The organism is Halorubrum sp. Atlit-28R, assembly GCF_003665955.1.
In the GTDB taxonomy this organism is placed as follows: Archaea; Halobacteriota; Halobacteria; order Halobacteriales; family Haloferacaceae; genus Halorubrum; species Halorubrum tropicale.
Genome location: NZ_QPLS01000002.1, coordinates 397,381 through 409,234 on the forward strand (window position 1 = coordinate 397,381; position 11,854 = coordinate 409,234).

An 11,854-nucleotide genomic window follows, 5' to 3' on the forward strand; every position below is an offset into this window, starting at 1 on the left:
CGTGACGGGGATCCTCCCCGACGCACCGGTCGTCCACGTCCTCGTGATCGCCGCGGCGACCGGGCTGATCTGGGTCGGGAGCGGCTGGCTGGAGGAGGCCGCCGAGACCCTCGCCGGCTACTACGGGCTGCCGGCCGTCGTGCAGGGGTCGGTCGTGGTCGCGGTCGGGTCGAGCTTCCCGGAGCTCGTGAGCGTGCTCGTCACCGCTTTCACCGGCGTCTTCGACATGGGCGTCGGGGCGCTCGTTGGGTCGGCCATCTTCAACGTCCTCGTGATCCCCGCGGTCGCTGGCCTCGGGACAGAGTCGGACCTGGAGGCCAACCGGGCGATCGTGTACAAGGAGGCGCAGTTCTACATGCTCGCCGTCTCGGCGCTGGTCGTGACGTTCGCGCTCGCGGTCATCTACTTCCCGGTGTCGACGGAGCCGATCGTCGGCGAGCTGCCGCGCTCGCTCGCGGCCATCCCGCTCGGGCTGTACGTGCTCTACCTGTTCATCCAGTATCAAGACGTCGACGACGCGGCGGCGGAGCGCGTGCGCGACGGGGTCGACCTCCGGCGGGAGTGGGCGAAGCTGGCGGCCGGCCTCGGGCTCATCGTCGTCACGGTTGAGCGGCTCGTCGCGTCGGTCGAGTCGCTCGGCGCCACCTTCGGCGTCCCGGAGTTCCTCGCCGGCGTCACGGTCGTCGCGGCGGCGACGAGCCTGCCGGACGCGCTGGTGAGCGTCCGGACGGCGCGCGACGACCGCGGCGCGACGAGCCTCGGCAACGTCCTCGGGTCCAACACCTTCGACCTGCTCGTCGCGATCCCGCTCGGCGTGCTGATCGTCGGCGCGGTCGAGGTGAACTTCTCGACGGCGGTGCCGATGTTCGGCGTCCTGACGGCCGCGACCGTCCTCCTGTTCGTGACGCTTCGGACGGAGCTCGCGCTCGGCGAGCGCGAGTCGTACGCGCTGCTCGCGGCCTACGCGCTGTTCGTCGCGTGGGTCGTCGCCGAGACGGTCGGTGCGACGAGCGTGCTGAAGGGCGTGTGAGGTCCGGTGCGGGCGGTCCCGCTACGACCGTCGCCGGACGGCGATGCCTCAGTAGGAGTTCCGGCCGATGATGAGGTACAGCAAAAGGCCGAGGATCGGCGCGAAGAACACCACGAGCGCCCAGAGCACGGGCGGGTGATCGCTCCGCGACTGCGCGTCCGAGTACGTCCACACGATCATCGCCAGGTGGACGACGAGGAACACGAGGCTGATCAGCAGGGCGATCCCGGCGGCCGCACCCTGGAGGAGCAACGGGGACATGCCGTCTTATCTACGAACGGGCCCCGACAAGTGCTTTCGGATCCGCGCCCGGCGAAACCGCTTTTCGCGTCGAGTGCGAACCGTTCGCATGGTGAACGCGGTGCGCGCGCTCGGCGCCGCGATCGAGTGCCTCGGCGTCGGCGTCCTGCTCGCGCGGTGGCGAGCGGCCGGCGACGAGGTCCGGGCCGGCCCGTTCGCGGTCGGCTTCGCGGCCGGCTACCTCTATCGGCATTCGCGGACGATCGCCGGCTGTCGGCGGCTCCGGGGCGGACCGGGGCGGACCGTCGGCGTCGCGCTGGCGTGGGCGGCGCTCGGGGTCGCCGTCGCGCGCTCGGTCGACGGCCCGGCGGCGAAGCGCTCGTTCGCCGCCGGTCTCGGAGCGGGGTCGGCGGGCTACTGGCTCGCGCGGCGGAACGAGTGACGGCGCGGCGCCGGCGACGAGCGGTCGTGCCGCCGAGCGCCCGGCCGGAGCCCGAACCGTTTTGATCCCGCGGGACCCGGTGCCGGTATGAACCTCCCAGTCGACGCGGACCGGCTCCGCGCGGACATCGAGGCGAACGCGGCGTTCGGCCGGGTCGAGACGGACGACGCCGACGCGCACGCCCGAACGAACCGAACGGGGACCGAGGCCAACCGGGAGGCCCGGGACCGGCTGGTCGCGCGCCTCCGCGACGCCGGCCTCGACGTGACCGTCGACGCCGTCGGGAACGTCCTCGGGACGTGGACCCCCGAGAGCGCCGACCCGGGCGCCGCCCCGGTCGTCTCGGGGAGCCACCTCGACAGCGTCCCGGAGGGCGGCATCTTCGACGGGCCGCTCGGGGTGTACGCCGCGCTGGAGGCCGTCCGCGCGATGCGCGACGAGGGCGTCGAGCCGGACCGACCGGTCGGGGTCGTGAGCTTCACCGAGGAGGAGGGCGGCACCTTCGGCAACGGGCTGTTGGGATCGACCGTCGCGACCGACGAGCTGCCCCTCGACGAGGCGCTCGCGCTGTCGGACGGCGACGGGGAGACGCTCGGCGAGGCGCTCGACCGGATCGGCTACCGCGGCGGGGACGCGGTCGACGCCGCCACGCCGACCGACGCGGAGGGCGCGCCGACGACGGTAGACCCCGCGTCGTGGGGGGCGTTCTACGAGCTCCACGTCGAGCAGGACACGACGCTGGAGGCGGCGGGCGCGGCGGCCGGGGTCGTGACGACGATCACCGGGATCACCCACTGCGAGGCGACGATCGACGGGGAGGCGAACCACGCGGGCGCGACCCCGATGGACGAGCGGACGGACGCGCTGGCGGCCGCGAGCGAGTTCGTCTCGGACGTCGAGCGCGCCGCGAACGAGATCGTGGCGTCGTCGTCGCCCTCGGCGGTCGGCACGGTCGGGTCGCTGTCGGTCGCGCCGAACGCGACGAACGTGGTCCCCGGGCGCGTCGAGGCGGGCGTCGACGTGCGCGACGTGGAGGCCGAGTCGATGGAGTCGATCGTCGACGCCGCGCGCGGGTCGCTGGCGCGGCTGGAGCGCGAGCGCGGGGTCGAGACGTCGTTCGAGCGCCCGTTCGACGTGGCGCCGACGCCGATGAGCGACCGCCTCCGCGAGGCCGCCCACGAGGCCGCCGACGCCGCGGACCGCGAGGCGGTCGACCTCCACTCCGGCGCCGCCCACGACGCGATGCGGGTCGCGCGCGTCGCGGACGCGTCGCTGCTGTTCGCCCCGTCGCGCGACGGGATCTCGCACAACCCGCGCGAGTGGACCGACTGGGCCGACTGCGCCGCCGCGACCGAGGTGCTCGCCGGGGCGATGGCGCGCGTCGCCGCCGGCGACCCGTGACGGCCGCAGGCGAGGGCGACGCGCGCGAGCGCCCCGGCACAACCGCTTTATTTGTCGGACACCCCGGCCCGGAGCGGTCCGAGAGTGAAGTATATATACGATCGCGCGGCCCGAACGGCGGTCCGGGCGTCGTCGCGATCGGACCGTCAAGGCCGCCCTGACGGCCGTTTTCCTCCTCCAGAGGCGAATTTCGTCTTTCTCCCGCTATCGTCAATACCGACATATTTATATGTTCCCACTACTAACTACATGTTAACAGACTGGCGATTGCGGACCTCGCTGTATTTTCGTCGGGGGATCGTCGGAGCAAGCCCATGACAGAGACATACACCTACAGCGACGGCGGCACGGAACGGGACCGACTCGCGGACCGAGGCGACGCGCCCGCGTCCGGCGAGCGCACCCGAACGAGGGACGCGGCGGGAGCGGAGTCGACGAGCGTCGACGAGCGCACGGAGAACGAGCGCGAGCGGATCACCACCTGTCCGGAGTGCGACGGCCGGCTCGCCACGGACACGGAACACGGTGAGACGGTCTGTAGCGACTGCGGGCTCGTCGTCGAGGAGGACTCGGTCGACCGCGGGCCGGAGTGGCGCGCGTTCAACTCCGGCGAGCGCGACAGCAAGTCGCGGGTGGGGGCCCCGACGACGAACATGATGCACGACAAGGGGCTCTCGACGAACATCGGCTGGCAGGACAAAGACGCCTACGGCAAGTCGCTCTCGGGCCGACAGCGGCGCCGGATGCAGCGACTGCGGACCTGGAACGAGCGCTTCCGCACCCGCGACTCCAAGGAGCGCAACCTCAAGCAGGCGCTCGGCGAGATCGACCGCATGGCGAGCGCGCTGGGCCTCCCGGACACCGTCCGCGAGACCGCCTCCGTCGTCTACCGTCGGGCGCTGAGCGAGAACCTCCTTCCGGGCCGTTCGATCGAGGGCGTCGCCACCGCCTCGCTGTACGCCGCCGCCCGGCAGGTGGGGAACCCCCGGAGCCTCGACGAGTTCACCGCGGTCTCGCGGGTCGAGAAGATGGAGCTCACCCGGACGTACCGCTACGTCGTCCGCGAGCTCGGACTGCGCGTCCAACCCGCTGACCCGACGAGCTACGTCCCCCGGTTCGTCTCGCGGCTCGACCTCTCGGAAGAGACCGAGCGGCGCGCGCGCGAACTGCTCGACGACGCCGCGAACGCGGGGATCACCAGCGGCAAGTCGCCGGTCGGCCTCGCCGCGGCCGCCGTCTACGCCGCGGCACTGCTGTCGAACGAGAAGGTGACCCAGAGCCAGGTGTCCGACGTCGCCGACGTCTCGGAGGTCACCATCAGGAACCGGTACAAGGAGCTGCTCGACGCGAGCGGAACCGCGAGCGCCTGAGCGGGCGATGCGGTCGTAACCGATCGCGGGGTCGGCCCGTCGAACCGGCCGCGGGACCGACCCGCCGACCGTCGCGGATCGCCTGCCACACACGTTTTTAACGCGGCCGCCTGTACTGGATGACATGGTTGACGCGTTCGTCAGACTCGTCTGTCCGGAGTGCGGCAAGGAGTGGCAGGACAATCCCGCCGAGCTTCAGGATCTGCGGTCCAACTTCACCTGTTCGGCGTGTCACGCGACGCGCCGCCTGACGGAGTTCATGCGGACGGAACGCGACCTCGAGGCCGTCAAGCAGTTCCAGTAGCGCACGCCGGCGCGACGGCCGGCCCGCGATGCCGATCCTTCCGATCGCCCGGTGACCGACTGCGTAGCGACGCCCGTCGCTCGCGAGCCGGCGACCGCTCCGGACGGTCGCAAACGATCCTGATAGATCTATCGAGAATCCACTTCTCCGCCCCGCTACTCGCGAAATACGCGAACAGCATGGTAACGTGACTCAAGATAATAATATAAACCTCCGGTAGCAAAGGACTGGTACTCATGAAGAAGCAGGAGCTCATCCATCTTCACGGTCTCCTCGCGGAGGTACGAAAACAGTGCGAGTTCTGGGACGACGACGTCGACCTCGAAGCCTACGAGGAACTGGGCGTCAAGCCGACATCGATTCACAAGTCGAAGACCGACCACAAAGCCGCCGTTTTCAAGCTGACCGAAGGAATCACCGAGCCGATGGAGTCGTCCGAATCGGAGCCGCTGGCCCCGACGGCCGACTGAACCGTCTACTGCGCGCCGCTCCTCGCCGACCGACCGTTCACCGATCAGCGACGCCGCCGTCCGTCGTCCCGTGTCGTTCTCGCCCGCGGACCGGCGGTGTCCGAACCGCTCTCGGGGCTCAGCGACCGTCAGTCGGCCCGTCGTCGCCGGGATCGAGTTCGCCGTCTTCCGACTCCGGCGTTCCTTCAGCCGTCGGGGGGTCCTCCGGTCGGTCGCTCTCCTCGGGGGCTATCTCAGTCACCGAGAGCACTTTCAGCGGAATGTTACGGAGCCGCTTGCCGATCTCCTTGCGCGCGACGCGGCTGGCGTGTTCGTCGCGGTCGACGTTGAACACGTCCATCCGGAGTTCGAGGGCGACGAGCGCCTCGTCGGCCGCGACGAACGCCGGGTCGAGCTGCTCGCCGCTGGGCGACGTCCGCGTTCCGGTGTCGATCTCGACGTAGTTGAGGTCCGGGTTGAGCATCTCGCCGGTCTTCGAGATGGCGATCCGGACCGCCTCGTCGGGGGTCTCCACGTCGTACACCGGGACCGCGGCCTCGACGACGACTCGACAGTCCATCACGGCCGAGCGTACCACGCGAACGAGTATCAAACTTCGGCCGGGACCGACTCTCGGCGGCCGACGCGGTCGGCGAGCGGGCGTCTCGCGGCCGCTCGTTCCCGCGGAGACGCCGGCGTCCGCGGACGCGGGCCCGTCGGTCACTCCCCGCCGGCGCGGAGGTAGTAGAACACGTACGTCTGCGCGTAGCCGGCGAACTCGCCGCCGAACCGCTCGCGGATCGCGCGGGAGGTCGCCGCGTATCTCCCGCGGTCGCAGTCGGGGTAGTACTCCTCGATGGTCGTGCGGATCCAGGTATCGAGCGGCACCGCTTCGAGGAAGCCTAGCGAGAACAACAGCACGCAGTCGGCGACCTTGTTTCCGACGCCGACGAACCGCGTGAGCGACTCCCGCGCCTCCTCGTAGGGGAGGTCGGCCGCAGCCAGGGGATCGGCCTCGCCGCTCGCGACCATCTCCGCGGTGCGCTGGACGTACGGCGCCCGATAGCCCAAGGAGAGGTCGCGGAGCTCCTCTTCGGTGCGCGCGGCCAGCTGATCCGGCGTCGGGAACGCCCGGTACGTCTCGTCGCCGAGCGCGACCGCGTCGCCGTACGTCTCCCGGAGCCGCCGCTGCATCCCGTGGATCCGCGCGACCCGCATCTGCGCCGAGCAGATGAACGAGATCAGACAGGGGAATACCGGGTCGCGGGTCAGTCGCATCCCCTCGTAGGCGTCGTAGGCCCGTTCCAGCAGCGGGAGGTCGGGCGTCGCGTCCAAGATCGCGTCGAGGTCGTCGTCGAGTCGGAGCAGGTGCGTCAACAGCGGCTCGGCGTCCGTCGAGGCCTCCCAGCGGAGCCGCCCGTCGTGGACGCCGCCCTCCTGTCTGACCCGGACCGCGACGCGTTCCTCCGTCACGCCGGGAATCGGGTCGACGACGGTCTCGTACCACGCGTCGCCGCCGTGGGCGTGAAGCTCGTCGTACGTCTCGCCGTCCGCGCGGTTCCAGAGGTAGCTCTGTCCGCTCTCCAGGGTCGCCTGGAGATCGAACGGTCCAGCCAGGTCGCCGACGTCGATCGCCCCGCATTCCATCGTCTCGTCTCACGCCGCGCGCGGGCATGCGGGTTTCGGTCCCAGAACCGCCGCCGAGGACGGCTTTTTGTCCGCCCGCACCGTACCGCGGGTATGCCGACGTACAGGCGGACGACTCGGGTGCCGGCCCCGATCGAAGACGTGTGGGATTTTCACTCCACGGTCGACGGACTGCGAGAACTCACCCCGGACTGGATGCGTCTCCGCGTCGACAGCGTCGCGGGGGCGGACGGGTCGCCCGACCCCGAGGTCCTCGTCGCGGGCTCGGAGATCGAGATGTCGGTCCGCCCGTTCGGGGCCGGACCGCGACAGCGGTGGACCTCGCGGATCGCCGAGCGCGAGCCCGACGGCACGGCGTCCCCGGAGCGCTCCGCCCGGTTCGTCGACGTGATGGAAGGCGGTCCGTTCCGACGGTGGGAGCACACCCACGCGTTCTACGCCGACGGCGACGAGACGCTCCTCGTCGACACAGTCGCCTATCGGCTGCCGCTCGGCCCGCTGGGCGACGCGGTCGGGCCGCTGGCGAAGGTTGGATTCGAGGGGATGTTCCGCGATCGGCACCGCCGAACCGTCGAATGGTTCGCCGAGGAGTGAGCCGCTCGCCGAAGACTGAGGGCCCGACGAACGTTGACCGGGTCGCGGCGACGACGACGCCGACCGAACGTTACGGCGCCGCGACCCGCGTCGCGTCCGTGTCGAAGGTGAGTTCGAAGACCGCGCCGCCGTCGTTCCGGACGTCGATGTCCCACTCGTGCGCCTCGACGATCCGGTCGACGATCGCCAGGCCGATCCCGGAGCTGTCGGCCGAGGAGACGCCCGAGTCGAACACCGTATCGACGAGTCCGACCGGGATGCCGGGCCCGTCGTCGGCGACGTACATCCCGCCGACGTCGCCGCCGTCGGTGAGCGGACCGATCTCTATCGAGACCTCCGGACCGCCGTGGTCGATCGCGTTCCGGAAGAGGTTCTCGAGCGCCTGCCGGAGCCGGCTCGGGTCCGCCTCGACGCGCCCGATTTCGTCGGCGATCGTGAGCGTCGCCTTCGGCGCGCGCACCGAGTCCCAGGCGTCCTCGGCGACGGCCGCGACCGGCACCGGCTCCGTGTCGCCGATCGCCTCACCGCGACGCGCGAGCATGAGCAGGTCGTCGATCAGCGTCTCCATGCGGTCGACCGCGCCGCTCATGGCGTCGTACCGCGACGGCGTGAGTTCGTCCTCGGAGAGCGACAGGTAGCCGGAGAGCACGTTCAGCGGGTTCCGGAGGTCGTGCGAGACGACCGCGCTGAACTGTTCCAGCTGTTCCGCCTGCCTGCGGAGCGCTTCTCGGCGCTCGTTGCGTGCGATCGTGTGCGCGATCAGGTCGCCGAGGGTTCGGTACAGGCTCACCTCCTCGTCCGTCCAGACGCGGCAGTCGTCGGACTCGAACGCGACGATGCCGCTGAGCTCCCAGTCGACGACGAGCGGGACGTGGACCGTCGCCGGCGGCCCGGCGAGGCCCGCGTCGTCGTTGCCCTCCAAGTCGTCCTCGGCCGGAGAGGATCCGCGTGCGACGTTGCCGAAGGTCGATAGCAGGTCCGGGTCCGGGAAGTCGTCGAACGGCCTCGGCGCCGGGTCGAACCCCTCGGGACACCAGTCGTAGGCGGGGACGAACTCGCCGTCCTCCTCGCGGTAACAGACGATCCGATCGAGTTCGGCGTGTTCGCCGACGTTCTCCATCGTCCACTCGATCTTCGTGCCGACCTCGTCGGTGCGCGTGCTCATGAGCGTCGTCCCGGCGTCGAGCAACACCTCGGAGAGCCGGGCGACGCCGTCGCCCCCGAGCGTGACGCGGTCAGGGCTCATCTGCCCCCGGATCCGCTCCGCGAGCGGGTCGACCGCGTCCCCCCCGACGTGACGGCCGCGGTCGTCGGCCTCGACCACGTCGTCCACGTCGGCCGCCAGCAGTGTTCGGATCGTCGCCGTCGACGCGTCCTCGACGAGCGCGATCACCGGCACGTGGGACGGGAGCGCGACGAGTCTCTCCGTGACGACGTCGTCCGCCACGGCCGAGGCGGTGACGACGACCCCGCACGTGTCTTTCAGCGGCTCCTCGCCGCCTCGGTCCTCGCCGAAGTCAGTGGGAGCGAGCGTCCGAAGGGACGGGCCGCCCGCGCCGTTCCACGCGGCCTCGACCGAACGGGCCACGCGTTCGCTGGCGCTCTCGTCGTCGCCAACGAACGCGACGACCGTTCGCCGGTCCATACTTTACCCACCGGTTCGGCGGTCTTGAACGTTCACTCCAAAATATCGGCGCTGAAAACGCTACGACGAGTTCGTCGTCGCGGTGACGTAGATACCAACGAGGACCACGCAGCCGCCAGCGACCGTCGCCGGGGTGGGCGTCTCCGACAGCAGCGCGGCCGCGAGCAGCGTCGCGCCGACCGGCTCACCGAGCAGGGAGACGGACACGACGCTCGACTCCAAGTGCGCGAGCGCCCAGTTGAGGACCGTGTGGCCGAGGAGCCCTGGTCCGACCGCGAGCCCTACGAACAGGAGCCACTCCCGGGCGGGGTACCCCGTCAGCGGGTGGCCGGCGGCGAGCACGAACGCGAGCAGGACCACCACGCAGACGCCGTACACGACGGTGACGTAGGGGACCAGCGAGATCCGCTGCCGCAGCGAGCGACCGGCCAGCACGTACCCCGCCGCGGCGACGGCACCGGCCAGCGCCAACGCGTTGCCGTACAGCGGGCGAGCCCCGACCGCCACGCCCCCAAGAAAGTCGCCGAGCGACATCGACGCCATCCCCGCCACGGCGACCGCGATGCCCGCGGCCATCTGCCGCGTGACGCGCTCGCGCAACAGCAGCCACGCGCCGACCGCGACGAACACCGGCTGCGCCTGAACGAGCGTCACGCTCGCGGCGACGCTCGTCCACCGGAGACTCTCGAACCAGGCCGCGAAGTGGATCGCGAGCGCAACGCCAGACAGCACCGCGAACGCGAGGTCGCGCGACCGGATCCGGCCGAACTCCCCGCGGTACCGCCACGCCGCCACCGAGGCCAACGGGAGGGTCGTGAACAGCACTCGGTAGAACGCGGCGACCGAGCTCGGCGCGTCGCTCAGGCGGACGAGGATCGCGCCCGCGCTCACCGCGACGACCGCCGCCGCGAGCCCCGCCCTCGGCGACACCGCTGGCGTCGAACTCATCGAGTCTTCGACCATTCGAGCGGGGGGTGCTTACCGGTTTCGAGAGTCGAGGGTGCGAGTCGGCGCGGTCGCCGTCATGTCCGCCGCCGACGGTGATTTCACCCCCCGTCGCGAACGACCGTCCATGTGTGCGGACACGTTCGGCGTCGGCATTCGCGTCGCCGAGACGGAGCTTCGGGTCGTCGTCGGCGTCCCCTCCGACATCGACGCCGGGTGGACCGACCCCGAGGCGTTCCAGTCGCTCGTCGCGGAGGCCGTCTGGGATCGGCTCGACAGGCGCCGGACGCTGGCGGCGGTCGACGCCCGGTACGACACCGGTGAGACCGCCGCCCTCGGAAGCGTGACGCTGGAGCCCGACGGCACCGTCGTTGAGACCGACCTCAGACGCATCGCGGAGACCGACGAGCGGGACGAAACCGGCGGCTGACACACCGAGCCGGGAGGTGACGTCTCACTCCTCGACGTCGTCCGCTTCGAGCGCCGCGCCGATCGCCGACGTCCGATCCGGCCGGTACGCGGTGAGGTCGTACCGGGTCGGTCCCACGGTGTCTCCCCACGTTTCCAGCGCGCCGAGCGTGACCAACCCCGACAGGGTCGCCCCCAGCGTCCGCGGCGTCGTCTCCGGGTCGGTCAGCGCGGCGTGGACCTGCTTCGACTGCGGGTAGTTCCGGTCGCACGCCTCGATACCGCGCTTGGCCTCTGCCCAGTGACGACGGACGTACCCGAAGGTGGTGGGGTCGTCGCGCGAGAGCCGTTCAACCGCCGCCGTCGCGGTCGCGTCGGCGTCGACGAGGGCGTCGAGGCGTGACAGTAACTCGGCGGAGCACTCGGCGGAACAGCCGAGCAGGACGCGGTTCGCCTCGTCGGCGAAGCGCTCACGGAGACGGTCCGCGAACCCGACCGCGACGTCGACGCCCTCCCGCGCGGCGACGGGCGCGAGGTCGTCGACCAACAGGTCGACCGTCCCCTCGGGAACGCCGTCGAGGTGATCGCCAACGGCGTCGAGCACGCGCTCTCCATCGGCGTCGCGGCCGAGCACCGTGTACGCGAGCCCGTTGTTCGGTACCACCTGCGTCGACGCGGTGGCCCCGCTCCGAGCGATGTCGTTCACGTCCACCGCCGCCTCCCGTGCCGGCGGCCCCGCTACGGTCCGACTCCAGCCCCTCCGCCACGCCTCGACGTCGGTGCCGAACAACACGGAGACGACACGGTCCGAAGCGACGCCGTCGCGAAGCGACGGCTCGTCGCCGCAGCACAGTCGAACCGCGTCGTCCGACCCGCCCATGTTACATTGACTTCAGCGACAGAAGTGATAAACTTACGGACGAAAGTATTAGTACTGATACGGTTCCGCCGAGACAATCTTCGACTCAGCTCCTGGACGGCGCAGTCGCTGACGGACGGTACCCTGACTCAGCCGCCTCGATGGACGCCAACCACACCATCGAGTCAGTGTCCACCGAATCGGACGCGTCGCTGTCACTCGTTGGATATGAAGAAAGCCCACGGACGCGCTGTCCGTGGGCTGTGGTGGGAATGTTCCCGTATGAGTGGGCAGGCGGCGACTCGTGGTTCCCAGAGGATCGCTCACTCCAGTACTTCACGATACGCTGGTAGGCTTAACTTCCGTGTTCGGAATGGGTACGGGTGTTTCCCTACCGCTCTGGCCGCCTTCATGCCGACTCTCGGAGTCGAACCGAGACGCTCTATGAGCGACGCCTGTGTCGGTCGTGGTTCGAAACAACCGTGTATACGTGCGATCCAGATACCGCCTGAACTCATGC

General features: G+C 70.4%; 14 protein-coding genes and 1 rRNA gene. 8 read left to right on the top strand and 7 right to left on the bottom strand.

Going from position 1 to position 11,854, the window contains the following annotated elements; all coding sequences use genetic code 11:
* Position 1 precedes the first annotated feature (1 nt).
* A complete protein-coding gene (locus DVK06_RS05470; RefSeq protein ID WP_053771472.1) occupies positions 2–1,030 on the top strand; it encodes a sodium:calcium antiporter in 1,029 nt (342 codons plus the stop codon).
* 48 nt (positions 1,031–1,078) lie between these two features.
* Here DVK06_RS05470 and DVK06_RS05475 read toward each other — a convergent pair whose 3' ends face one another.
* On the bottom strand, positions 1,079–1,291 hold the full coding sequence (locus tag DVK06_RS05475; RefSeq protein ID WP_053771473.1) for a PLDc N-terminal domain-containing protein: 213 nt from the start codon (positions 1,289–1,291) through the stop codon (positions 1,079–1,081).
* Positions 1,292–1,379: 88 nt separating this feature from the next.
* Here DVK06_RS05475 and DVK06_RS05480 point away from each other — a divergent pair, with 88 nt between their 5' ends.
* The 5 genes from DVK06_RS05480 (at position 1,380) to DVK06_RS05500 (ending at position 5,257) form a co-directional block, all read left to right on the top strand.
* Complete coding sequence (locus tag DVK06_RS05480; RefSeq protein WP_121599592.1) at positions 1,380–1,712, top strand: hypothetical protein; 333 nt, start codon at positions 1,380–1,382, stop codon at positions 1,710–1,712.
* 87 nt (positions 1,713–1,799) lie between these two features.
* Positions 1,800–3,113 carry a Zn-dependent hydrolase gene (locus DVK06_RS05485; protein ID WP_121599593.1) on the top strand — a complete coding sequence of 438 codons (1,314 nt, stop codon included), beginning with the start codon at positions 1,800–1,802 and terminating at the stop codon, positions 3,111–3,113.
* Positions 3,114–3,427: 314 nt separating this feature from the next.
* Positions 3,428–4,483, top strand: coding sequence for a transcription initiation factor IIB family protein (locus DVK06_RS05490; RefSeq protein ID WP_053771476.1), 1,056 nt, complete (start codon positions 3,428–3,430; stop codon positions 4,481–4,483).
* Positions 4,484–4,607: 124 nt separating this feature from the next.
* Positions 4,608–4,787 carry a hypothetical protein gene (locus DVK06_RS05495; RefSeq protein ID WP_053771477.1) on the top strand — a complete coding sequence of 60 codons (180 nt, stop codon included), beginning with the start codon at positions 4,608–4,610 and terminating at the stop codon, positions 4,785–4,787.
* A gap of 236 nt (positions 4,788–5,023) precedes the next feature.
* Positions 5,024–5,257 (top strand): UPF0058 family protein, encoded by a 234-nt coding sequence (locus DVK06_RS05500; protein ID WP_004598519.1) that lies wholly within the window; start codon positions 5,024–5,026, stop codon positions 5,255–5,257.
* A gap of 118 nt (positions 5,258–5,375) precedes the next feature.
* On the opposite strand, the gene DVK06_RS05505 is transcribed toward DVK06_RS05500, so the two are convergent.
* Complete coding sequence (locus tag DVK06_RS05505; RefSeq protein ID WP_121599594.1) at positions 5,376–5,816, bottom strand: DUF555 domain-containing protein; 441 nt, start codon at positions 5,814–5,816, stop codon at positions 5,376–5,378.
* Positions 5,817–5,956: 140 nt separating this feature from the next.
* Positions 5,957–6,883, bottom strand: coding sequence for a DNA-3-methyladenine glycosylase (locus tag DVK06_RS05510; RefSeq protein WP_121599595.1), 927 nt, complete (start codon positions 6,881–6,883; stop codon positions 5,957–5,959).
* 93 nt (positions 6,884–6,976) lie between these two features.
* Between DVK06_RS05510 and DVK06_RS05515 the strand changes: the two genes are divergently transcribed.
* Positions 6,977–7,477: an SRPBCC family protein gene (locus tag DVK06_RS05515; RefSeq protein ID WP_199718586.1), complete on the top strand. Its 501-nt coding sequence runs from the start codon at positions 6,977–6,979 to the stop codon at positions 7,475–7,477.
* A gap of 70 nt (positions 7,478–7,547) precedes the next feature.
* Here the strand turns inward: DVK06_RS05515 and DVK06_RS05520 are convergent, their stop codons facing one another.
* Both DVK06_RS05520 and DVK06_RS05525 read right to left on the bottom strand, forming a co-directional pair.
* On the bottom strand, positions 7,548–9,122 hold the full coding sequence (locus tag DVK06_RS05520; protein WP_121599596.1) for a HAMP domain-containing sensor histidine kinase: 1,575 nt from the start codon (positions 9,120–9,122) through the stop codon (positions 7,548–7,550).
* Positions 9,123–9,182: 60 nt separating this feature from the next.
* Positions 9,183–10,070: a DMT family transporter gene (locus DVK06_RS05525; RefSeq protein ID WP_121599606.1), complete on the bottom strand. Its 888-nt coding sequence runs from the start codon at positions 10,068–10,070 to the stop codon at positions 9,183–9,185.
* A 124-nt stretch (positions 10,071–10,194) separates the two neighbouring features.
* Here DVK06_RS05525 and DVK06_RS05530 point away from each other — a divergent pair, with 124 nt between their 5' ends.
* On the top strand, positions 10,195–10,497 hold the full coding sequence (locus tag DVK06_RS05530) for a hypothetical protein (RefSeq protein WP_053771482.1): 303 nt from the start codon (positions 10,195–10,197) through the stop codon (positions 10,495–10,497).
* 24 nt (positions 10,498–10,521) lie between these two features.
* Here the strand turns inward: DVK06_RS05530 and DVK06_RS05535 are convergent, their stop codons facing one another.
* A complete protein-coding gene (locus DVK06_RS05535; RefSeq protein WP_233561614.1) occupies positions 10,522–11,355 on the bottom strand; it encodes a hypothetical protein in 834 nt (277 codons plus the stop codon).
* Positions 11,356–11,623: 268 nt separating this feature from the next.
* A 5S ribosomal RNA gene (rrf, locus tag DVK06_RS05540) occupies positions 11,624–11,745 on the bottom strand.
* Positions 11,746–11,854: the final 109 nt, after the last annotated feature.